At 57.8% G+C, this 22,386-nt stretch carries 15 protein-coding genes; 9 read left to right on the top strand and 6 right to left on the bottom strand.

All coding sequences use genetic code 11. The annotated features are described in order from the left end of the window. The first annotated feature begins 333 nt into the window (after window positions 1-333). From BGE01nite_RS11730 to BGE01nite_RS11720, 3 genes are all read left to right on the top strand, one after another. Window positions 334-822, top strand: a complete 489-nt coding sequence (locus BGE01nite_RS11730; protein ID WP_146850650.1) for a hypothetical protein — start codon at window positions 334-336, stop codon at window positions 820-822. 298 nt (window positions 823-1,120) lie between these two features. Next, entirely contained in the window at window positions 1,121-1,759 is a 639-nt protein-coding gene (locus BGE01nite_RS11725) for a hypothetical protein (protein WP_146850649.1), read from the top strand. A 65-nt stretch (window positions 1,760-1,824) separates the two neighbouring features. After that, on the top strand, window positions 1,825-2,196 hold the full coding sequence (locus BGE01nite_RS11720; RefSeq protein ID WP_218032968.1) for a GIY-YIG nuclease family protein: 372 nt from the start codon (window positions 1,825-1,827) through the stop codon (window positions 2,194-2,196). Window positions 2,197-2,631: 435 nt separating this feature from the next. Here BGE01nite_RS11720 and BGE01nite_RS11715 read toward each other — a convergent pair whose 3' ends face one another. Continuing rightward, window positions 2,632-3,714 (bottom strand): pyridoxal-phosphate-dependent aminotransferase family protein, encoded by a 1,083-nt coding sequence (locus BGE01nite_RS11715; RefSeq protein WP_146850648.1) that lies wholly within the window; start codon window positions 3,712-3,714, stop codon window positions 2,632-2,634. Window positions 3,715-3,846: 132 nt separating this feature from the next. On the opposite strand from BGE01nite_RS11715, the gene BGE01nite_RS11710 reads away from it, so the two are divergent. The 3 genes from BGE01nite_RS11710 (at window position 3,847) to BGE01nite_RS11700 (ending at window position 6,939) form a co-directional block, all read left to right on the top strand. Next, a complete protein-coding gene (locus BGE01nite_RS11710; RefSeq protein ID WP_146850647.1) occupies window positions 3,847-4,758 on the top strand; it encodes a ParB/RepB/Spo0J family partition protein in 912 nt (303 codons plus the stop codon). Window positions 4,759-4,809: 51 nt separating this feature from the next. Beyond that, window positions 4,810-5,286 (top strand): nuclear transport factor 2 family protein, encoded by a 477-nt coding sequence (locus BGE01nite_RS11705; RefSeq protein WP_146850646.1) that lies wholly within the window; start codon window positions 4,810-4,812, stop codon window positions 5,284-5,286. Window positions 5,287-5,403: 117 nt separating this feature from the next. Further along, window positions 5,404-6,939 carry a fused MFS/spermidine synthase gene (locus BGE01nite_RS11700; protein ID WP_146850645.1) on the top strand — a complete coding sequence of 512 codons (1,536 nt, stop codon included), beginning with the start codon at window positions 5,404-5,406 and terminating at the stop codon, window positions 6,937-6,939. A 225-nt stretch (window positions 6,940-7,164) separates the two neighbouring features. On the opposite strand, the gene BGE01nite_RS11695 is transcribed toward BGE01nite_RS11700, so the two are convergent. The 4 genes from BGE01nite_RS11695 to BGE01nite_RS11680 form a co-directional block, all read right to left on the bottom strand. Beyond that, window positions 7,165-8,127, bottom strand: coding sequence for an alpha/beta hydrolase (locus BGE01nite_RS11695; RefSeq protein WP_146850644.1), 963 nt, complete (start codon window positions 8,125-8,127; stop codon window positions 7,165-7,167). 54 nt (window positions 8,128-8,181) lie between these two features. Further along, window positions 8,182-8,982, bottom strand: coding sequence for a TatD family hydrolase (locus BGE01nite_RS11690; protein WP_146850643.1), 801 nt, complete (start codon window positions 8,980-8,982; stop codon window positions 8,182-8,184). A gap of 166 nt (window positions 8,983-9,148) precedes the next feature. Next, entirely contained in the window at window positions 9,149-9,433 is a 285-nt protein-coding gene (locus tag BGE01nite_RS11685; protein ID WP_246145709.1) for a hypothetical protein, read from the bottom strand. A 125-nt stretch (window positions 9,434-9,558) separates the two neighbouring features. Beyond that, on the bottom strand, window positions 9,559-10,344 hold the full coding sequence (locus tag BGE01nite_RS11680) for an SDR family oxidoreductase (RefSeq protein ID WP_146850642.1): 786 nt from the start codon (window positions 10,342-10,344) through the stop codon (window positions 9,559-9,561). Window positions 10,345-10,484: 140 nt separating this feature from the next. On the opposite strand from BGE01nite_RS11680, the gene BGE01nite_RS11675 reads away from it, so the two are divergent. Together BGE01nite_RS11675 and BGE01nite_RS11670 are read left to right on the top strand one after the other, a co-directional pair. After that, window positions 10,485-12,320: a hypothetical protein gene (locus BGE01nite_RS11675; protein ID WP_146850641.1), complete on the top strand. Its 1,836-nt coding sequence runs from the start codon at window positions 10,485-10,487 to the stop codon at window positions 12,318-12,320. Between the two features lie 627 nt (window positions 12,321-12,947). Further along, window positions 12,948-15,890: a delta-60 repeat domain-containing protein gene (locus BGE01nite_RS11670; protein WP_146850640.1), complete on the top strand. Its 2,943-nt coding sequence runs from the start codon at window positions 12,948-12,950 to the stop codon at window positions 15,888-15,890. Between the two features lie 117 nt (window positions 15,891-16,007). On the opposite strand, the gene BGE01nite_RS11665 is transcribed toward BGE01nite_RS11670, so the two are convergent. Continuing rightward, window positions 16,008-20,165 (bottom strand): S8 family serine peptidase, encoded by a 4,158-nt coding sequence (locus BGE01nite_RS11665; protein ID WP_146850639.1) that lies wholly within the window; start codon window positions 20,163-20,165, stop codon window positions 16,008-16,010. A 101-nt stretch (window positions 20,166-20,266) separates the two neighbouring features. On the opposite strand from BGE01nite_RS11665, the gene BGE01nite_RS11660 reads away from it, so the two are divergent. Next, window positions 20,267-22,300 carry a sulfatase gene (locus BGE01nite_RS11660; RefSeq protein WP_170266737.1) on the top strand — a complete coding sequence of 678 codons (2,034 nt, stop codon included), beginning with the start codon at window positions 20,267-20,269 and terminating at the stop codon, window positions 22,298-22,300. Window positions 22,301-22,386: the final 86 nt, after the last annotated feature.

Below are 22,386 nucleotides of genomic sequence, written 5' to 3'. Positions count from 1 at the left end.
GGGGATCATTGGAGGGCGGAATTGAAACGTGGGTTCGATTCCCATCACCCGCTCTCTTCTGTAAAATCAAGGATTTGAGCCCTTGAGAGGGAATGACCTCAACCATGTCTGTTGAGATCTCTGGACGCGACCAGATGCTCTTGATAACAACTCCGCATGGAGGCTGACGTCCCAAAGATAAGAAGGCGTTGAATGGCAAAGTTGGTCATTGAGATTGCTCTATGAAATACATTTGCTAACCCATGCAAATGTCGTTCAAAGCGCTGGAGCCTCACCAGGATTGAACAGGCTAAACAATATCTCCCTATGCAAAGAGTTTCAAATACCGCCGTCGTGCTGCCTGTCTTCGCAATCATCCTGTGCTTCGTGATGACCTCGTGCGGCGGCATTGAAAAGAACCTCTCAGTGGTGCGTGACACTGACAAAGGATTTGAACTGGCAGGTGTATGGACCAGCAGTGGGCATCCCAAGCCCAAAGTAGTCCAGTCGGCAAAAATCGCGCTCCAAGATTTTGGTGCGGAAGCCGTGACCGTAGCCGCTCGGAAGCAGCGCACTTTGTCAAAGGTGATCCTGGAGCAAGCTGAACCAAGATATATTCTAGGTCAGGGGCTTTGCATCATTCAGATGAGAGGCATCGCTCTTTATGGAACCGGTTACGAAGGAACGGTGGAAGACCATGCTCTTCTTGGTGCTAAAGCGCTTGAAGAGCAAAAGATCAAAAATTCAGGTTGGTGGGCTGCTCAGGTTGGTGTTCGTCCTCCAAGTGCATCCGAACAGGAAGTGGAGAAATCGATACGTGTAAAGGCTAGCTTGTTAGACTGATTTTTGCGTTGAGGCCTACTGCGTATCAATCCCGTCACAGGAGATTTGTCATTTTGGCGATGGCGGTGCCGTGACTACAGATTGGCATCTTGCATGGTACAACGATAGCTATCTTGAGAAAAGATCGGGGCGAGGAGATGCGAATCAGGGCGCCTCGGCGAAGTATTTTGGGGCCAAAGCTTTAGGACTGTTAAGATCAATCGCACTCGATCACCCGTATCCCAGGTTGAACACTCCCGCCGCCTCGTCCATCCAAGACCGCCAGCTTCCAGCTATCCGCATCCTCCTTCTCCCAGCCATGAAACACCTTGGGTTCGCCCTTTCCGCTGCATTCCTTCTCTCGAGCTGCCTTGACGTCCCTCTGGATCACACTCGGCGGTTCTCGGCGGACCTCAATCCCCATACCCGCACCGGGTTGACCTTCCCGGACCGAGTGGGCGAGTTTTACCGCAAGATCGCCTGGGAGCGGGATAACGACATGTATCACATCCGTGCCAGCTATGGATATCACCTGCTGAAGAAACCTCAGGAGACCGTCGTCGTGGAGACCTCGCGTCTCGAGCCCCTGGACGTTCTGCGGACCAAGGAGCACCACTTCATCCACCGTCACCCAGATGCCATCCGTTCCGCCTCCGGCGCTCGCGAGGCGCAGGTCCAGCTTCCCGGCTGGAACATCATCGTCTTCGACTATCAGGACGAATTCCCGGAATACGAGGAGGAGATGCGCTTCCAGCCCGTCCGTACCCTCATGGCCACCAAGACCTTCCACGGCCGCACTGCCATCCTCGAGGCCACCTGTTTTTCTGGCTCCTGGTCCACCGGGTTCCTCTACGAAACCGGTCACTTCGCCCGCTTCATCTTCCCGCACTCCACCTCTTGGGACGGCTTCACGCAGAACTCCATCATCCGGGATCACAGCGGTCACCCGCACAAATAGACCCGTTCTCGAAAAGAATGTCCTTTTGAATCGGCGAGCGCAGCGGCCTCAATGGCAGGGCAGGCATGCCGCTCGCGGCCAGCCGCGCCTTCATGCCCAGTCCCGCCACCCCATCTCCCAAACCCAAGCCTTGGGTCCTCTACGTCCTGCGTTGTGCGGATGACACCCTCTACTGCGGCATCACCAACGACCTGACAAAGCGCCTCAAGCTCCATCACAGCGGCAAAGGCGCCCGCTACACCCGCGGTCGCGGCCCGCTGATCCTGCTCAAATCCTGGCCCGCTGCCAGCGTGTCCGCCGCCCTGAAAGCCGAGTTCGCCTTCAAAAAACTCAGCCGAACAGCCAAGGAGTCCAAACTCAAAAGCCGGTCCCGCAAAGACGACGTCTCCCTGCTACTCGCTGGCAAACCGATCACGAAGAAAGCTAACCGCAGATAACACAGATGGCCGCAGATGCTCAGAATCAAAACCATCTGTGCCCTCTGCGTAATCTGCGGTTAAAACTCTGGGAAACAAGGAGCCTTGAACCGCTGATAAGACGCTAATGAAACGCGAATAAAGAAGGGAAACCCTTCTGAGTATGAGCGTCCTATCAGCGTCAAATGAGCGGTAAAAAACAGGGCTCCGTGAACGAGTTACCCAAACACAAGTCAGCCCCGGCGATTGACCAAAGTAGTGCAGGGCTTTAGCCCGCACCCACCTCGATTAAGCGTGCACCGTGGAGCCGCCCCACCACCCTGCTCATCACGCCCCAAGACCTACCAAAACAATCACGCGCTAAAGCGCATGACGACTTTGCCAAAAAACAATTCAGCCCCGGCGAGATCATCACCGAGGCTGAAAAATGTCTAACAAGATATTATTTCGGACTGATCAGCCCAGCTTCGCCAGACTGTCATCCAGCGCTGCGATCACCGCGTTGATGCTCTCTTCGGTCTCATCACCCATGTTGCTGATGCGGAAGGTCTTGCCCTTCAGCTTGCCGTAGCCGCCATCGATGATCAGGCCGTGGTTCTTCTTCAGCAAGCCGATGAGAGCCGCCACGTCGATGCCCTTGTTGTTCGAAACACAGGTCAGGGACTTGGAGCGATAACCCTCAGGCGCGAAGAACTCGAAGCCATTGCGCGTCACCCAGTCGTGCACCAGGCCGTTCAGCTTGGCGTGGCGGGCATAGCGGTTGTCCAGGCCTTCAGCGATCATCTTCTTCAACTGATGACGCAGACCGTAGATCAGACTGATGCACGGCGTGGAAGGGGTCATGCTCTTCTCGCCGTTCGCCTTGAACTCCAGGAAGTCGAAGTAGTAGCCGCGATCATTGATCGTCGCCGCACGGGCCATCGCAGCCTCAGACGCGGTGAAGAGCGCCAGGCCGGGAGGCAGCGCAAAAGCCTTCTGGCTGCCCGTGAGCAGCACGTCCAGACCCAGCTCATCAAAGTTCACCGGCACCGTGGTGAAGCCGGAGACGCTGTCCGTGATGAACATCACGTCCGGATACTTCTTCTTCAGCGCGGCGATCTCGGCGATCGGGCTGAGCACGCCGGTGGAGGTTTCGTTGTGGATGAAAGTCACCGCATCGAACTCACCTGTGGCCAGGCGCTTGTCGATCTCATCGGCCATGACTGGCTTGCCCCAGTCCACGGTGTAGGCTTCCGCCTGCTTGCCGCAGCGCTTGGACACATCATGCCACTTGTCGGAAAAGGCGCCGTTGCAGCAGTTCAGCACTTTCTTTGCCACCAGATTGCGGATGCAGCCTTCCATGATGCCGAAGGCGGAGGAGGTGCTCAGGAAAACCAGGCCCGTGGTGCCAAAGAGCTGCTGCAGCATCGGATGGATCTCCGCATACATGTCAGAGAATCCCTTGCCGCGGTGCCCGATCATGGGCTGGGACATGGCAGCGAAGGTGTCAGCGCTGACTTCGACGGGACCTGGGATGTAGAGTTTGACGTGTGAGCTCATTTTTTGAGGGGAGGCAGGAAAAGGGAGGCGGAGAGTAGGGGCAAATGGGGGGATGGCAAGGACTGACACAATGTGACAAACGGGATTGCGCCCTTGCACCGGCTGCCGCCCTCACTATACCCTCGCCCTCCTATGGCAAAACCCGCACTCGGCAAAGGACTCGGCGCCCTGATCACCGCTTCACCAGCGGGCGCATCATCATTGCCTCGTATTCCTGCTCTCAGCCAGCCTGCTCCCGGAGACACCGTGCAGAAGGTCGGACTGGACCAGGTGGTGCCCAGCCCTCTGCAGCCTCGTAAAGAATTCGTGGCCGAGCAGCTCACGGAACTCATGGAGTCCATCCGCGAGCACGGCATCATCCAGCCGCTCATCGTCCGCCCCGTGAATGGCAAGCTGGAGCTCATCGCCGGTGAGCGCCGCTTCCGCGCCTCCCGTGAACTGGGTCTTAAAGAGGTCCCCGTCATCGTCCGTCAGGCCAGTGATCGTGATGTGCTGGAAATGGCGCTGATTGAAAACCTTCAGCGCGAAGACCTGAACCCCATTGAAGAGGCGCGTGCCTATGATCGTCTGGCGAACGACTTCCAGATGAAGCAGGAAGACATCGCCAAGCGCGTCGGTAAAAACCGCGCCACCGTGGCAAATGCCATCCGTCTTCTGGATCTGGCCGAGTCCGTGCAGGACCTCGTCTCCCAGGGCAAGATCACCGCCGGTCATGCGAAGGTGCTCCTGATGCTGAAGGAGAAGGAGCAGCAGATCAAAGCCGCGGACGAGGTGCTGAAAAAGAGCCTCACCGTCCGCGCCACCGAGAAGCTCGCGCATAACATCATCAATCCTCCGGCCCCGAAGCCCAAGTTCGATGACGCCGATGTCCTCCGCGCCATCGAAACCTGCGAGCAGCGCATGCTCCAGCACCTCTCCACGAACGTCGCCATCAAGCACAACGAGAAGAAGGGCAGCATCGAGATCGACTACTACGGCGTCGAAGATCTGAACCGCCTGCTCGTCCTCATGGGGGTGCCCGAGGAAAAGATCGAGCAAGAGTGAGTGACGTGACGGGCGCTCTGCGCGGAATAACGAAACCCGAAATCCGATCGAATGAGACACAAAACCCGAAGCGCAAAACTCAAGGCCAGGCATGTCATCCAGGGGCTGCTCTGCGCATTCACTCTCATCATCGCCTCCTGCACCCAGGCTGCTCATCAGGAGCAGGCAGGCGTTGAGGCCTTCCTGAACCGATACTTCTCCACCTGGTCCGCGAAGGACATGGACGGCTACGGCTCCTGCTTCCACCCCACCGCCCGCGTTACCTTCGTGGAAAGCGGCGGCAGCGCCTCCAGCCAGGGCCTCACAGATTTCCTCCACGGTCAAAAGATCGGTCACGAGCGCTCCCCTGAGCCCATGACCGAGGTCCCCACCGGCATGAAGATCTCCGGTGATGGCCGCGTGGCTCAGGCCGAGGTCCGCTGGAAGCTCACCAAGGGCCGCAGCACCGTCACCGGCACAGATTTCTTCACGCTCATCAAGACCTCCGAAGGCTGGAAGATCGGCGCTCTGATCTTCTACAACGACTGATCCTTCCGTCCAAGCCCTCCCCTGGAAACGAAGAACCAGGAACCAAGAACGAGGAACAAACCACTGCTTGGAAAACCGTGAACTGAGAACCGCGAACCGAGAACTTTTTCTGTCCCCATGTCCCGCCCTGCCCCCACTCCCTCTCCGCTACCCACCCGCCTGTATCTCGGAGCCGCCTGCTTCCTCGCCGGAGCCGCCATGATGGTCATTGAGATCTGTGCCTTCCGCCTGCTCGCCCCCATCTTTGGGAATAGCGTCTACACCTGGACCGCCCTTATCGGCGTCATCCTCATCGCCTTCAGCGCCGGTGGTTTCCTCGGTGGTCGGTTGGTGGACAAACACGCGCATCTTGGGTTGTTGGGCTTTTTGTTAGGCGGTTCAGCGCTGCTGACCTTCCTCATTCCGCCGCTGCATCTCGGCTTTGGTCAGAGCTTCTCCTCCAGTGGCATGATCGGCGGTTCCGTCATGCTCTCGCTCTTCCTCTTCGCCATCCCTGGCGCGTTGCTCGGCGCGGTTTCTCCTGCCGCCGTCAGACTCTATAGTCTCACGCAGAAAGACACGCATGTCGGCGCTGCCGCAGGCACCATCTCCATGCTCGGTTCCTTGGGCAGCTTTGTGGGCACCTTCCTCTCCGGCTTTGTCCTGCTCTCCCACTTCGGCGTGCGCAGCATCTTCCTCGGCTGCGGCGTGCTGCTGGTGATCCTGGCCCTCGTCGCCTTCTTCCTGAACAAGAGCACCAAGAAGGCCGGCATCCTCGCTGTACTTGCTCCCATCATCGCGGGCTTCTCTTCTCAGGCGAATGAGCAGCCTGGCAAGGACGTGCTCTTCGTGAAGGAGTCCTTCTATCACCGCATCGAAATCTCCGAGACCGGCGTTAGCCCGCACAAGCAGCGCCTGCTTCGTCTCGACTCCACCCCGGAAGGTGCCATGAACCCGGATGATGGCTCCCTGGTCATGGACTACCAGCACTACTGGCGTCTGCCGTTGCTGAAAGACCAGCCGAAGATCGACAGCGCCCTCTTCATCGGCGCCGGAGCCTTCGGCATGCCCGAGGCCCTCTCCCGCGAGTTCCCTGAAGCCAAGGTCGACGTCGCCGAGATCGATCCCGAGGTCATCGAAGTCGGAAAAAAGTTCTTCAAGCTCGCTGACCATCCCCGCGTGAATGCTCATGCCGGCGATGCCCGCCGCTTCCTCAATGAACAGACGAACCAAAAGTGGGATCTCATTTTTGGCGATGCCTACGCCGGCGTGCGCTCCATCCCATCGCATCTCGTCACCAAGGAGTTCTTCCAGCTCATTGCTGATCATCTCACCCCCGAAGGCACCTTCGTCATGAACGCCATCTCCGCTGCGAAAGGTGAGCGCGCCGAGCTCCTCTCCGGCCTCCTGGCCACGCTGCGCACCGTCTTCCCTCATGTCGAAGCCTTCGCCGTGCACGGCGCGCCTACCATGTCCCAGAACATCATCATCCTCGCCTCCCGCCAGGACTGGAAGCCGCTGCTCACCGACCGCTTCTACGCCAACGGCACCTGGCAGAACCGCGTCACCCGAAGCTACCTCGCCTCCAACCAGCTCCCCCTGAACGGCTCCGTCTTCACCGACGACTTCAACCCCGTCGACCGCATCATCGCCAAAGGCCTCCTCGAAGAATAATCTGCGAGCCCAGAATTTTCCAACCGCTAATTAGACGTTAATGAAACGCTAATAAAGAAGAGAAAACCCCTCTGAGTATTAGCGTCATATCAGCGTCTCATTAGCGGTTCAAAACTCTTGGTTAATCCACAAATCTAGGCACAAAAAAATGGCGGGCACGTATGCCCGCCATTCTGTTTTTCATCACTCCAAAACTCCATCATTCCAGGAGTTCCCTCCCTCAGCTCACTTCACTTCCTTGAGCTTCTTGATGAGATACTCCGTGGAGCTCGCCGGCACACCCGTGACACCGCTGTAGTAGAGGTCACAAGCCACGCCATTCGCCTTGCAGTGTTCCTGCAGCTTCACGCCGAAGTTCGCGGTGTGCGTCGGGTCCTTCTGCTCCTGGCCCAGGGCAGGCGGCGGACCGTAGTTCATGTAGATCGGCGGATCATCCGACGTCACCAGCGCATAGGGTGAATACTCTGCGATCCATGGAAGGATCTTCTCACGAGCCTTCAGGAAGGCCGCGAAGTCATTGCCCTCAGCCTTCGTCAGGAAGGCATGACCACCATACTTGCTGTTAGGGGTCCACTCCTTCATCTGCTGTGGGTCCAGCGTCGTCTGCGCACCGTTCACCGCCGCGCACCAGAGGCGTGTGGACTCACGGGCGATCGGATCTTCGCTCTTCGCATCCGCCAGGTCCGGATGAAAGGCCAGCCAGAGGCTGGAGCAGGCGCCTGCGGAGCCACCGCTCGCGCCGATGCGTGCCTTGTCGATGTTCCACTCACCCGCCTTGCTGCGTACCAACTGCAGCGCGCGTGCCGCATCATGCAGCGGCGCCTTCACCGGGGGCACCACTTCCTGCGCCTGGGAAATGTAGCGGTAGTTGATGGACACCACGGAGATGCCCTCCTTCAAATACGGCTCCACCGAGATACCTGCCTTGTCACCCGCCATCCAGCCACCGCCGTGGATGTAGAAAAGCAGCGGCGTGGGCTTGTCAGACTTCGCCTGCCAGAAGTCGAAGACATTCCGCTCATGCGGGCCATATTTCACATTGGCCGCCGTCGGCGTCGGGTTCTTTGGATAGACCTTTTTGGGGGCAGCCGCAGGCTTCTTGGCGGCTTCCGCGGGCTTCTTCTGAGCCGGGGTTTCCGCCGCAAAGGCGATGCTGGTGAGCAGGCAGAGGGATAAGACGAGTTTCATGCGTGATGTTGGCGTGTCGGGAGGCATTCCCAGACCGCCAGCATCAACGCCGCCTCACAGCGAAAACTTCCCGCCTTGTGCCATGAAAGTGCGCGGATTTTCCCACGCCACCTGCTGGATCATCTCTGGCGACCAGCCGCGCTGGCGCATGGCCTGCATAGTCTTCGGCACGGCCAGTGGATCACTCACACCCCAGTCACACGCGCTGTTCATCCAGATCCGCTCCGCACGGCGATGCTCCAGCATGTCGATCGCCCGATGTGGTGTGCATTTGCTCTCCGGATAAAGCGTGATGCCCGCCCAGAAACCTTGGTCCAGCACATGATCGATCGTGTGCTCTTCCACATGATCAATGATCACACGATCCGGCGTGATCTTCGGGAAGTTCTTCAGCGCCTGCACGATGAGCTTGGTGCCCTTCAGCTTGTCTTCCAGATGCGGTGTGTGGATCAGCACCAGCTGATTGTGATCCTGAGCCAGTTGCACATGCTGCTCAAAGATGCGCAACTCATTGCGGCTGTTCTTGTTCAGCCCGATCTCGCCAATGCCGAGCACATTCGGGAGATGTAAAAACTGCGGGATTAGAGCGATCACCTCGTCCGCCAGCTTCGTGTCCTCGGCTTCCTTCGGATTGATGCACAGCCAGCAGAAATGCTGGATGCCAAACCTCGCCGCGCGCTTCGGCTCATACTCCGTGATCTGGCGGAAGTAGTCGTAGAAGCCATGGGCGGATGCCCGGTCAAACCCGGCCCAGAACGCCGGTTCGCAGATCACCTGGCAGCCCGCCAGCGCCATGCGCTCGTAGTCGTCGGTGGTCCGGCTGACCATGTGGCCGTGAGGTTCGATGTAAGGCATGGCAGCGGGGAAGTTTACAGTGGTTGACGGTTGTTTACGATCGTTGACGGTAGTTTGACCAGGCCGATGAAGAAGATGAGATTTGTTGGTTAGGCCGTCTGGTGGTTTGGGAAACAACGGTCAACAACTGTAAACCATCGTCAACCACCGTGAACGGCTCCCTCGGCTATCCCTTAAAAGCGCCGATCGCCCCCTGCATCGTCGCCTTCTCAATCGGCTCGCTGCTCGGATCACTGAAGCTCAGCAGCACCTCCTTGGCGCGCGTCGGCTGGTCTTGCGAAAGCAGCTTGATCGCGTTCTTCAGAGCCTGCACGCGGAAGTCACCCTCCTGCCCAGCCTTCTGCACACGGTCCAGGAAGGCAGCCAGGTCGATGAGCTTGCTGCGTGAGTCCATGAACCCCAGATCAACGAGGTTCACAGTGTTCGGAGGTGTCCAGGAGGGCGAGTTCACGGTTCTCGGTTCTCAGTTCAGAGTTGATGTAGAAAAATGGGTTGGAAAGAGTGGCTGAAATATTTCTACCCTCATCTTTCTACATTCTTCAATGTTGGTTAACCGTTGGGGCGGCTAAAATCAGATCAGATCGTCATGGAGGCATAACCACCATCCACCACCATCTCATGACCGGTGATGAAGGAGGAGGCTGCGTTGGAGGCCAGCAGCAGCGCCGCACCCACGAGCTCGCGGGACTCGCCGAAGCGGCCCATCGGTGTGTGGCCCATGATTTTCGCCACGCGCTCAGGCACCAGCACCTTCTTGTTCTGCTCCGCCGGGAAGAAGCCGGGGACCAGCGTGTTGACACGGATGTTGTTAGGGGCCCACTCGCGCGCCAGATTCTTGCTCAGGTTGTGCACCGCGCCCTTGGACATGCTGTAGGTGAACACACGGCTCAGCGGGATCAGGCCGGACATCGAGCCCAGGTTGATGATGGACGCCGGGATCTTGTTCTCCACGAAGTATTTGCCAAACACCTGGCAGGCCAGGAACACACCCTTCGTGTTGATGTTCATGATGCGGTCAAACTCTTCCTCAGGGATGTCGAGGAACGGGGTAGGGGAGTTCACTCCAGCTCCATTGACAAGGATGTGGCAGCCGCCGGAGCGCTCCTGCACCTGATCCAGCAGCAGTTGCAGGTCCGCCTTGCGGCCAGCATCAGCGCTCACGAAGTAGCCTTCACCACCGGCGGCATGGATGGCCTCCAGGCGCTTCTCCGCCTTCGCCGGATCGCGGCCCACCAGCACCACCTCCGCACCTGCGGACGCAAAGCCTTCCGCGATGGCGCCGCAGAGTTCGCCCGTGCCGCCGATCACAACTGCGGTCTGGCCTTGAAGAGAAAAGAGCTCAAAAATGGAGGAGGTGGACATGGGGCGGTCAAATGGGGGGATCGCTGAATTTAGAGCAAGCGATACGGCGGTGTCGAATGGAGAAACACAACTGACAGGCAAGGAAGCTTGAAGATCAGTCGTTTTGGTGCATCTACCAGCGCTCCCAATACACCTCTTACATGAAGAACCTGTTAAAACACCTAGTCGTTCTCCTGGTGGCCTCTACCTCTGCATTTGCAGCGGTGGCTCCGGTCCTCCCTGCCTCCCACGTCGGTAGCTATGAAGCCCTCCTCTTCACTGGGGATGAGGCCACTGGCACACCGGCTGGCTTTATCACCCTCACTACAACCAGCACCGGCAAGGCTACTGGCAAGCTGACAATCGATGACAGCAAGGTATATCCGTTTTTGGCCACATTTGGTTATGACGCGGGATCGGATCTCGCTACGACCTCTCCAGCCGTGATCAATATCAGCCGCGGTGCTACTCTGCCCGCCTTTGGACTGTCTCTGGCGATCAAAAACCTGGGACAGGCCCTGGAATCCACCCTCACCCTGACAGGCGCGACCAATCGCGTCGCTACGACGGGCGCGAAGCTGACTCCCCGTGCCAAGACCGCCACAGACAAGTTGCCGGGTAAATACACCCTTGCTTTCACACCTTCTGGAAATGTGGCCGTCGGGCCTTCCGGCTCCGGTTACGCTGCAGGCACCGTGGACGCCGCTGGCGTGCTGAAGCTTGCGGGCAAGCTTTCGGATGGCACCGCCCTCACCGCCTCCCTTCTGCCAGATGCCAATCGTGGCTACCGCCTGTACCTGAATGCCTTGAGAGTGCCGGGCAGCTATTTCGCCGGCAAGATCAGCCTCGTCTCCAATGGTAGTGATGGATTCCATGTGGTCACCGCCACTGCGCCTGCGGCTGATTTCTGGTATGCCAAGCCTGGAAACCGCCCCAAGGACCCGTCTTATCGCGCTGGCTTCGGCCCGCTTCCCCTGCTGCTGACTATGGAGCCCTGGGTGCTTCCAGGCAAAGGTCAGACCCTTGCCCAATTGCTTGGCGTCATGACAGTCGGTGGTAACTTCCAGTTCGGTTTTGATGTGAGCGGTGCTGGTCTCGATCTCGACCAATATCTCGGCACGCTTCCCCTTAAGCTCACGATCGATGCCAAGAATGCTCTCGTCCCTGTCTTTGGTGATAATTCCGCCCCCTCTTCGGTGGCTGAATGGGCCAAAATCTGGACCGGCAAAGTCGATCCTGCGACGGGTGTCTTCAGCGGCACCTTCACGCTGACGGACATCTTTGATCCAGATGGTCCGAGCGCAGAGCCAATCGGCGTAGGGTTCCAGCAGCTCCCGCTCAAGATCGTGAAGCGCAAGGTCGCCTTCCAGGGCGTTCTCCTCAATACGGCCGAGGCCGGGGTGCCCCTTGCCGCTGGTAATTTCATTCTCCCTCCGGTGGATGCCAAGACTCAGACCACCCTCGCTGGCGACATCACTATCCCAGATGTCCTGACGCCACTGGGCACAGGAACTCCTCCTCCAGGACTCATCTCGTCCGGCACCGCGGGCACCTATGAGGTAAATCCGTTTCATCGGATTGAGGAGTTCGACTTGAGTAAACTCCCTTCAGAGGCTTTGGGTATCAAGGTTAACGGCAAGATGAGCGGATTGCCGGTCAACGACACGAAAGTGCCTTTCACCATTTCCCCCGACCTCACCACCCTCACGATCAATGGCCGGAAAGTGCCTCTCGCAGGTGACTCCCGCCCGGTGTCCTTGCTGTTCACTGATGCCACAAAAACGAACTACAAGAACACCCTCACAGTGGTCGTCTACCTCAATACTAGCACGGGGCAGGCCAGCGGAATTTTCGCCCTCTACGTTCAGCACTTGTCTGCCACCTATAACCTTGGCGCTATCCCTGGGCTTCCGTCTTATGTTCCAAAAAGCATTACTGCCCCTTTCCCTGCGCTTGCCATTTATGACAACCAGTCTGCCCCCGTGAAGGTCAAGTAACATCCTTCTGTCGGCAAAGACTTCCAACCCTCCGGCAGCAACGCCGGAGGGTTTTTCATGCTTCAAGAGGCTCTTTTCTTCACGGGCTTTTAGAGCGTCTTGCAAAACAGATTTCGAAACAGGAAGCGCTGAGAGCGGAGGTGCCAGTGGCAAGGAAAGTGAGCCGCCTGCTATTTGAAAATAACAGGCAAGCGCCTGACGCCGCCAATGGCACCTCCCCGCCGGTGCTTTTCGGAAAGGTGTTTTGCAAGATGCTACATCCAGCACTTCCTCCGGTAGTTTGGACACTACTTCTCGAATGGTCGAAGCTGGGTGCTTGACCGTTGTATAGCCGTCTCCCCCCTGAAGATATCGTCCTTCTGGACTCAAGGCGTTGACGCCGGGACCGTGAGCTCCACCTTGCCGGAAAGAATCTTCGTTGTGATGTTCTTCTCACCCACCACCAGCGGATCCGCCAGCTCCGCGAGGTTGAAGAAGCCCACGTTTTTTTGACACCTCTGTTAGGCGTGAACGCTTAACAAATGACTTTCCTGTCGTCATGTTTTGCGGAGTCGCCGACTTAAGCCATAGCAAGCCTTTGATGGCCGCTTGACAAGTGGCGCAACGGGACTACGGCCCCGCCCCCCCATGAAAAACGTACTATTTACTCTACTGGTTCCCTGGATACTGTTATTAACTACCTCGCTGCGAGCGCAGAGCGTGACGTTTGAGGTTGTCGAATTAGGGGGGGCGCAAATTTTCAACCTTGGTACCGCTGATTTTGGCAATGTAAAAACCCCATTCTCACTAGAAAGAAGATACCAAATCAAGAAAACGGCCGGAGGAGCGACTCCGTTAAATGTAGGTTTCTTCGAATTGAAGGTTCAACTTTCAGGTTATGAGAAACAAATGTTTTATCTCTCCGAAGGACTGACCTCAGATCTCAACGGCGGCTACTATTTCAGCATTAAGTTGAAGGCCTCCGCATCTTTGGCGGGAGACCACTGGATCCAGTTTGAGACCAACTCCGTCACTCAGCCCAACTTTCGCTTTGACCTTGTGAGGAGTCACGATCCTGCAACCTCATTCAATGGGGTTTGGATGCATAGTTACAAGAGAAAATATGATGGCTCCGCGCCGTCATCGACAGATGTGGCCTATGAACTGATCGAGTCTGGCCGACCAGCGCTCCGCGACAATCGGACAAACCTTGGCCATGTGGACCGCAACGGCGACGTGGATAATGTATACTATGTAATTAAAAATGACACAGCCTCCGCAGTTCTTGGTTGTAAAGCGACCATCACTAGTGCTCCAGGCGTAAGCCTAGTGTCGAGCTCCCCCGCGACTCTTTATCCAAATGGTGGCGGTCTTCAATTTCAGATCATTATTGATCCCTCAGTCTACGGCGCTCAGTCTTTTGAGTTTCGTATGCATGACTCGAGCAACGCGATCATTTATAGCTTTCCGATTACTTTCGTAGGATCTCAAAGTGAGATTTCGGTCACCTCAAATGGACTCAATTTGGCAGATGGCACGACGACTCCAACGGACGCCCTTGGAACAAATCAATATGTTGTGTATGATGACTACGCCGAGTTTGAGATCAGCGTAAAGAACGACATTTTGGCTGGTACGTCACCTGGTCCTCACGGACCCCTCACGTTATCATCGATATTATTCAGTGGCACAAACGGTGCCAACTTTAATTGCGTGACGCCTCTGCCTGTCATTATCCAGCCGTTGCAGACAGAGAAAATTGTTCTTCGGGGCAACCCGCTTGCAAGTCACCTAGCTAATCCCGCGACGACTAACGTGACAACGACTGTCACGATTGGCAACACCGACTCAAATGGAGGCGCATCCAGCCCCGCATCTCCAGAGGCGTCCTACACATTTGGTATTGCAGTGAAGCCAAGGCCAGCTGGTAAGCCCCTTTTTGTGTCAGACTACAATGTGGCATGGAGTGTTTACCATCAGCAGTATGGTGGCACCTATCCGCTTCTGCATCGGGCTAAATTTCCGACGATGATTGCTCCAGCCTCCAATCAAAGAATGATGTATGGAAGCTTCACGACCATCCAGACGATGGATCCGCAATGGTCAACTTACTACAACAGCTTTGCTGATAATTCGCCTACATGGCTAACGACGTCTGCAATTTGGCCGACTACTCCTCACGGCACGCTACCCAGGCCAGCTTACGTGTACTCTGCCCCTATGAGCATGTGTGTCGCCCAAGAGGGGTTTATACTAATGGGTTGTGGCCAAGGGCCTGGACTCGACGGTACCGGTATGGTGGGAGATTTTTCTAATTTCCGTAATGGTTTAACGATTGCCAACGGCACTTCAGACTCTGCGTTATCATACGGAGCCGCACTTCCGTTCCCTGAACTGCAATTCTCTTCAGCTGGGGCAACATGTATTCGGGAACACGTAAAGCTGGTTACGCCCTCCAACACCTATAAAAAGCGCACTGTCTTTGTGGGCGGATTTACCGCGACTCTGAATGGAAACACTTATCAAAGTATCATGCCAGTCGTCACTGAAGGTGTCGGTGGTTCATATTCCTTTGTACCTGACCCTGAATTCACCCCTCCAACAGTAAACGGATATGTGAGATGCGTCGAGTTTCTCAGAGATGGAGATATGTTAATCGGAGGTACGTTCACTACCGTTAACGGCCAATCGAGGCCATATCTCGCCAGACTTAACTACGATGGAAGTCTGGATACCACGAATGGCACGAATGGTGTGAGCGGCTTAGGAGTAAATATGTTTCCAGATGGAAGGGTTGATATCCTTCAGTGTAATGAGTCTGGTGATGTGCTTATCTGTGGAGAATTCACTTCCTTTTCAGGATCAAATCTCAGGGAATCAGTCGCAGTGGTAAGCCAGGATGGTTCAGGTGGTCCCGTGGTTCTCAATCTCAAACCCTTCCGCCTATCGTTTCTTCAGGGCACTCAACGAGGCGCCGTTTACTGTGCAGCCATCCAGGCTGATGGAAGAGTTTTCTTTGGGGGGGCTTTCACAAAAGTTCTCAGTTATGGGTTGAGTAATTCAGGAACTTTTAATAAAAACAACATCGTTAAAATTTCTGATTACAACCTTGGTAAGGTGGATGACACATTCAAGACATCGTTTAACGACAATGTTATGTCGCTCGCTATCGATCACTACGGACGGCTTCATGTTGGTGGTCTGTTCACAAAGGTAGCCATTTCACCTGGTAGTACTACGACTTACCCTCCGGTGAACGTTTCTTATAATCCTGATGGGTCCGCTTTCGGTTCGGCTGTTCTTGAGTTGACTAGGCCGGTTCTGGAATATTGGACAGCTCCAGCTGCACCGAATTCGCTTGAAACAATTCTATCCTGGCAGCGGTATGGATCAGCACCCTCCGTATCCAGAGTTGTATGTCCTGGGGCGGAGTTTTGGCCAGGTACTTCTCCAGCATCAATGATGCCCGAGTTTGATTCGTATTCGAAAACATGGAGAATACGTGTGAGCAACCCGAGTAATCTTTACCTTGAGGGAAGAGTATTCAGTGGTGGTCTGTTGGGATCGGCTGAAGGTACCATGAGACCTTAAATACGAGGCGATTGGTGTTCTGAAATGGGCGATAGCAGTTACCTGCTGTCGCCTTGGAACAAGTTAGCAGTCGGAAGGAAGCTATATCTTGTCCAAACAAGGTTTGCAAACCTTGTGTTAGGGCGCTGGCACCGGAGCGGTGAGCTCCACCTTGCCGGAAATGATCTTGGTCGTGGTGTTCTTCTCGCCCACCTCGTCAGCCAGCTCGGCCAGGTTGAAGAAGCCCACACCCTTGTTGATGTCCGGATGCGTCACCAGCACGCCATTGAAGGTCGCAGCGCGGCTGATCACCGCGATGGGCGGAGTCGCATCCAGAGGGTCATTGTCCTTGAGGGTGAAGCCACCGCTGATGAGGCCCGTGGCAGCCGCCAGCGTGAGCTTCACCGCCTTGGGATTGTCAGCCACCTTGGTGGGCATCTTCACGGCATTGACGGAGGTGACTTGGAAGAGCTGTTCCAGCGCCGCACTCAGCGGGGCGCTGCTGAAAATTAGCCGCGCGTTCGGCGTCGTGGAGGTGGTGGAGACCGGTGGCGTCAGGCCGAGCACCATCACACCCGTCGCTGGCTTCGAGTATCGTGCGCCGCGGACGTTCAGCGTGTGCAGGGGGATGCCAGCCCTGTAGCTGCGCGTGGTACTGGCGGACTTGAAGCCCTTGTACCAGTCCACCTCGCCCGTCACCTGCGTGTTGGCGATGTTGATCGTTGCCCAGCCCTGCGCGCTGCCGGCGTTGGCGTAGAGCAGCGCATGGTAGCACGTCTGGCCGTCGGAACCGAGCGGCGAGCTTCCCGTGATGCCGGTGCCGTCCGCCAGCTTCCCGCTCCAGGTCACCACGCCGGCTGTGGACAGGCTCAGCACAGCATAGCTGGTGCCTTGGGGGACCGCTGCATCACCCACGAAGCTTCCGGGCAGTTCCAAAGCGCAGTTGTACAGCGTGACAGCATTCACCGGCTTCACCTTGGCGCTCCAGGCGCCCAGCACACCGTTGAAGTTCGTGATGGACACCTGGCGCCCGTCATTGAAGGTTCCCGTGAACGTCTTGTTGGTTAGGCTCAGGGTGAAGGATCCCGTCATCGGAACGACACCAGCTCCCTGCGAGATCGAAAACTCCGTGGTGGGATTCACGCTGCCCGGCAGGGCATTGATATACCCTGAGCACGCCTTCGTCTTCGTGCCATACGTGAGGGTGCCCGAATACGAGCCCGTGCTGGTGACGACGATCTTGACCTTGCCGCCCAGCTGCTGGTTCAAGTCCATGTTCCTTTCAGTGATGCCCTGCCATGTGCCCACGGCGGCCGTCGGGAACTCTTCCACTGTCCAACCGTAGGTAATGGCAGGTCCCGTGCCGGCGCTGTTCGTGGCGGCGATCGTGAGGGAGTAGCTGCCGGGTTTCGTGGCGCGGCCGGTAAGGGTGCCGGTGGTCTTGTTGAGAATCACTCCCGGAGGCAGCCCGGTGACCACATAACCGGTTGGGCTGCCACTGGCACCGAGCTGGATGTTCACTCCCGTGCCCTTGACGGTATTGCCAAAAGTGGGTGTGACGACCTCGGGCTTCAAAACCACACTCACCGCCGTTGAGTTGGTCTCAAAGGTCTGGGCAGTGCCGGTCATGCCCACCACACAGGAGTAAGCGCCGGCGTCGACGATCTGAAGGTTGGAGATGTTCAGCGTGGTAGCCGTAGCACCGCTGATCACTCCCCCGCCCAGGCTCGGCCCGTTGGTCAGAGGGGTGCCATTACGCTGCCATTGATAGGTCAGAGCAGGACCGGTTGTATTGGCGGTGATGGCGAGCGTGGTGCCTTGTTTGAACGCTGCTGTGGGCGGCTGGGAACCGATGACTCCCACGGGGATGTCAGGGGAAGCCTGGTTTCCCGCTCCATTGTAAACGGTCACCCGGTAATTGCCACCCTGGCCGGTGACGATGGCAGGAATGTCCAGCGTCTTGGTGTTGCCGATGCCGTTGATATTGCCGCCATTGCGTGACCAGATGAAGGCCAGCTTGCCACCGCCAGTACCATCCGCCGTCATGGAGAGAGGATCTCCCGCCCTCAGCAGGAAGGGGCCTGGAGAGTGCGCGGTGATTTGCGGCGCCGGGTTTTCGTTCGTCCCGTGCAGGTTCAGGGTGGCGGAGAGGAAGATGCCGGTGATGCCTGGATCAAGGTCCTTGATGGTCAGAGTCCAGATCCCCGTGCCAGCTTCACCCCAATGGCGCACACTGTTGAACAACCAGTAGTCATAGTCATTGCCATCGTCCTCGAACTCCCGGGTGGCCAGGGTGCTGACGACGCCGGAAGGGGACTGCAGGGTGATCTCCAGATCACCACGGTAGCTGTGCGAGACATCCAACTCAAGGGTGGCATGCTCCACTCGCATGAGGCCCAGGGAACTAAAGTCGATGGGGATGCTGACGCCTGTGGTGTTATTGTCAGGAATGACCCGCGATGCAAAAGACGTGCGGGAAGTGCTGACCATGGGGCCCACGTTCACCCAGGTCTCCGCCATGGCCACGGCGGCCTGCGTGTCGATCAGACCTCCGCCGAACTGTTCATGGTGCTTGATCGGGGGCAGGGAAGGATCTCCGCCATGGCGGCTGACCCAGCCTCCTGCAGTCGGAGACAGAAAGGAGGGAACCTGCACCGAACTGCGGAGCAGGATTTCCTTCACATCCCGCCACGTCAGATTTGGATTCGCCTCCAGCATCAGGGCCACAGCGCCGGAAACCGCAGGTGTCGCGGAGGAGGTGCCGCCGAAGCTGCCCGTGTAGTCCATGTTGGCCGGCTCGCCACCGTTGCCAGTGCGGTTGTAGCCATTGTTCCCCGTCAGGTCGGTGGTGCAGACCCGCAGTGTTCCCGATCCACCGCTGGTGGGTGCCGCCACCACGACATGGGAACCGCCCTCGCTGTAGGAGGAAAGATTGCCCTTGTTGTCGATGCCGGAGACCGTCGTGACAAACATGGAGTTGGTGGATCCATCTTTCTGGCCCTGCTCGCCGTCGAGACGGCCATTGCCGGCAGCCCAGACATAGACGGTGCCCTTGCCTCCGCGTCCTGTGGTGGTCCCGGTCTGGCGGGCTGCTTCCAGCAGCGGGCCTGCGGGCGTGGTGACCCAGGCGGGTGCTCCGGAGCCCCAGCTGTTGTTCTTGATGTCGATGATGTTGTTGCCGCGTGACATCGCCTCAGCATCCTCGCTGTCATCCGTGCCGTCAGGGTCCTGGGCGGAGATCAACCGGAAGCCTACCAGGGTGACCTCAGGAGCCACACCGGACACGCCCAGGTTGTTGTTTCCCCGTGCGCCTGCCACACCGCCCACGGCTGTGCCGTGAGAGTCATCCATGCTCGCGTCGAGGGTCGGATTCGGCTGCGGATTTGTGTCGTGGGGCTCGTCATTCCAGTCGTAGTGGTTGTTCCCGCTGTCCACATTCGGAGACAGGTCCGGATGCAGCAGGTCCAGCCCGTCATCCACAATGCCGATGCGCACGCCGTTCCCTTTGTAAGTGCTCCATACATTCTCCGCATGCATGTCCGTGCCGATCTTGCCGCCGCTCAGGCCGGTGTTCTTCAGCCACCACTGCTGGGAGTAGAGGGGGTCATTCGGCGCTGCATACTTCTGATGATGGCGCCCCAGAAGAGGCCCTGCTGAAACGGTGCCAGGAGACTCTGCCAGCGCCGCCAGCGCACGAAAGACCGTCTCAGGTCCCCCGCTCACCGTTTCCACGATCAAACTGCCCGGAGCATAGTCAGGCTCGTCCACCAGCCGCAATCCCAATTGCTGGACCAGGGCCAGTGTGGCCGTGCGGTCTTGAGTCCGCACCTGGATGCGCTGACCTAGATAATGGCGCGCCTTGGGATCGCCCTCGCGGCCCTGGGGATAGAGGACAAGCTTGGTCTTGTCCCCACCTTCCTTGCGTGCTGCCTCCATGAGGCGCCGTGCATCAGGCTGCGGAGAAAGCTTGCGGAAACGTTTGTCGTTAGGCCCCTCGCTCACCACCACCTCGGACAATGACACGGTGAAGCGCTGGGCCTTGCCGTCTGCCACCAGCACAAAAGGCTGTCCGGCCAGGAAGTCCTCCAAAGCATGCTTCTGGGCCTCCGGTCTGGCCCGGTCCAGTTTTTGGGCCGAGGTGATCTTCGCCAGCTTCTGGGCGGACATCTGGGGCACGGCAGTTGCTTCATCGACGCTCTTCTTTTCGTGATCCCAGCACATCCAGGCCAGCAGGCCCAGCGAGGTCAGAGAGATGCTCCATCGAATCAAGGAATGCGCGTTGGGTCTGAGTGCCATACAGTGAGCTTGCGTTAGGACAATATTCCGGTCGGTTGGTACAACCGGTAAATGTTTTACCAGTTTGCACCTTTCTTGACCAGATGCTCTTTTTAATATTGATGCCCTCCCCGCGCCGCCTTCTCATTCTTGTATTGCTCGCCCTGCTGCCTGCACTGCTTCAGGCAGCTCCCAAGTCGGCCAAAACATCGAAAAAGCGCACGCCTAGTGCGGCCGGGAAGCCTAACGTGCTCTTCATCATCGCGGATGATCTGCGAGACTATGTGGGCTGGATGGGCGGGCATCCGCAGGCACGCACGCCAAACATGGACCGCCTGGCGAAGATGGGCATGCGCTTCACCAACGCCCACTGCAACTACGCTCTGTGCAATCCCTCCCGCACTTCCTTGCTCACCGGCATGATGCCCTCCTCCAGCGGTGTCTTTGGCAACGAGCAGGACTGGCGCCGCAGCGTGCAGATCACAGGCAAACCCACTTTGCCGGAGCACTTCAAGTCTCTCGGCTTCCACACTGCGGCCGGTGGAAAGATCTTCCACGCCAACCATGGTGGTCCTGAGGGCAGGCTCTCAGGCTGGCATGGGGGCCGTCGCGGCTTCGAGCAGGATGCCGCCTGGGACACCCGCTTCCCAGATGCCGGAGTGCAGATCCCCGATCTGCCCGTGCACACAGGTCAGAACTTCAATGGCATGAACATCTGGCACTGGGACTGGGGCCAGATCGATGTGCCGGATGAACTCACGGATGATGGTTCTGTCGTCGCCTGGGCTTCCGATCAGCTCGGTAAGAGCAGCAAACAACCCTTCTTCCTCGCCGTCGGTCTCTATCGTCCGCATTCGCCCTGGTATGTGCCCAAGGCCTACTTTGATTTGTTCCCCATCGACTCCATCCAGCTTCCCGAAGTGAAGGCCGATGACCTCGCGGATGTGCCCGAGATCGCCAAAGGCCATGAGAAGCCCGGCGGTCATCACGACGAGATCGTGAAGCAGGGAAAATGGAAGGAAGCCGTGCGCGCCTATCTGGCCAGTGTGGCTTTCTGTGATGCCATGCTCGGCAAGGTCCTGGATGCACTCGAAGCCGGCCCCAATGCCAAGAACACCATCATCGTCTTCACCTCGGATCACGGCTGGTATCTCGGTGAAAAGCAGATGTGGCACAAAGGCAAGCTCTGGGAGGAGACCACCCGCATCCCCCTTTGCATCGTGGCTCCCGGCATCACGCAGCCTGACACCGTCAGCGCCGAGCCTGTCTCGCTCATCGACCTCTACCCCACTCTCTGTGATCTCACCCAAACCAAGGCCCCTGAGCATCTCGATGGCACCAGCCTCGTGCCCATGCTCAAGGACCCGGCCACGAAGAGCGCACGCCCTGCCATCACCATCATGGGCGGTGGCAAGCAGGCTGGCTATGCCGCCCGCACGGACCAGTGGCGCTACATCCGCTATGCCGATGGCAGCGAGGAACTCTACGACCATCAAACCGACCCTCATGAATGGACGAATGTCGCCAACGATCCTGCGAATGCCCTCTTGAAGCAGGACATCGCCGCCTTCTTCCCCACCGAGTTTCGCAGCGCCTCTCGTCCCGTGGCCGAGATCCTTCCTGAGACGAGCTCAGATGGTTCCATCCACCTCAGTCTCGTTCCAGGAGATGCCCTGGATGCCAAAGCCTCACCACCTCTGACGGGCCGCGGCTTCTTCATCGACACCAGTTTCGATTACCACCCTCTTGTGGACCAGGACAGCACCCTCGTCTTCCAGGGCGATGCCAAGCTCGGCTATGCCCTGCATCTTGTGGCAGGCCAGCCCACTCTCTCCGTGTTTCATGACGGCAAAGTCACCACCGTTTCCGGTGATGGCCTCCAGCCCGGCACCTGCCATGTCCGCGCCGGCATGGATGCAGACGGTCTCATGTCCCTCGCCATCCCCGGCCGCAGCGAGATGCTGGCGAATGCCCCCTTCGCCACCGGCTTCCCCGGGCAGCCCGCCACCGGCCTGGCTGCTGGCCGCAGCTTCGGCCCCCTCAGCGTCAAAGACTACCCCAACAGCACCCCCTTTGACGGCACCGTCCACCGCCTCCGCATCACCCTCCTTCCGCCCAGAGAACAGGTCGCCAAGCCTGCCCCTGATCCACAATAGTCTAGTGATGACATTTGATCTCATCATCACTGATGGGTCAGATAAAAAAAACTGGTGCCATTTGTGCTACCTTCGCTATCTCTGCT

This window comes from Prosthecobacter gellanilyticus, assembly GCF_007992435.1.
Taxonomy (GTDB): domain Bacteria; phylum Verrucomicrobiota; class Verrucomicrobiia; order Verrucomicrobiales; family Verrucomicrobiaceae; genus Prosthecobacter; species Prosthecobacter gellanilyticus.
The sequence above is the reverse complement of the archived record's forward strand: the minus strand, read 5'-3'. Positions and strand labels throughout refer to the sequence as shown.

Excerpts from the sequence above, each read along its gene's own strand:
- BGE01nite_RS11710 (WP_146850647.1), top strand. The coding sequence starts at position 3,847 with ATGGCAAAACCCGCACTCGGCAAAGGACTCGGCGCCCTGATCACCGCT.
- BGE01nite_RS11715 (WP_146850648.1), bottom strand. The coding sequence starts at position 3,714 with ATGAGCTCACACGTCAAACTCTACATCCCAGGTCCCGTCGAAGTCAGC.
- BGE01nite_RS11670 (WP_146850640.1), top strand. The coding sequence starts at position 12,948 with ATGAAAAACGTACTATTTACTCTACTGGTTCCCTGGATACTGTTATTA.
- BGE01nite_RS11695 (WP_146850644.1), bottom strand. The coding sequence starts at position 8,127 with ATGAAACTCGTCTTATCCCTCTGCCTGCTCACCAGCATCGCCTTTGCG.
- BGE01nite_RS11720 (WP_218032968.1), top strand. The coding sequence starts at position 1,825 with ATGCCGCTCGCGGCCAGCCGCGCCTTCATGCCCAGTCCCGCCACCCCA.
- BGE01nite_RS11665 (WP_146850639.1), bottom strand. The coding sequence starts at position 20,165 with ATGGCACTCAGACCCAACGCGCATTCCTTGATTCGATGGAGCATCTCT.
- BGE01nite_RS11690 (WP_146850643.1), bottom strand. The coding sequence starts at position 8,982 with ATGCCTTACATCGAACCTCACGGCCACATGGTCAGCCGGACCACCGAC.
- BGE01nite_RS11725 (WP_146850649.1), top strand. The coding sequence starts at position 1,121 with ATGAAACACCTTGGGTTCGCCCTTTCCGCTGCATTCCTTCTCTCGAGC.
- BGE01nite_RS11680 (WP_146850642.1), bottom strand. The coding sequence starts at position 10,344 with ATGTCCACCTCCTCCATTTTTGAGCTCTTTTCTCTTCAAGGCCAGACC.
- BGE01nite_RS11675 (WP_146850641.1), top strand. The coding sequence starts at position 10,485 with ATGAAGAACCTGTTAAAACACCTAGTCGTTCTCCTGGTGGCCTCTACC.
- BGE01nite_RS11705 (WP_146850646.1), top strand. The coding sequence starts at position 4,810 with ATGAGACACAAAACCCGAAGCGCAAAACTCAAGGCCAGGCATGTCATC.
- BGE01nite_RS11660 (WP_170266737.1), top strand. The coding sequence starts at position 20,267 with ATGCCCTCCCCGCGCCGCCTTCTCATTCTTGTATTGCTCGCCCTGCTG.
- BGE01nite_RS11700 (WP_146850645.1), top strand. The coding sequence starts at position 5,404 with ATGTCCCGCCCTGCCCCCACTCCCTCTCCGCTACCCACCCGCCTGTAT.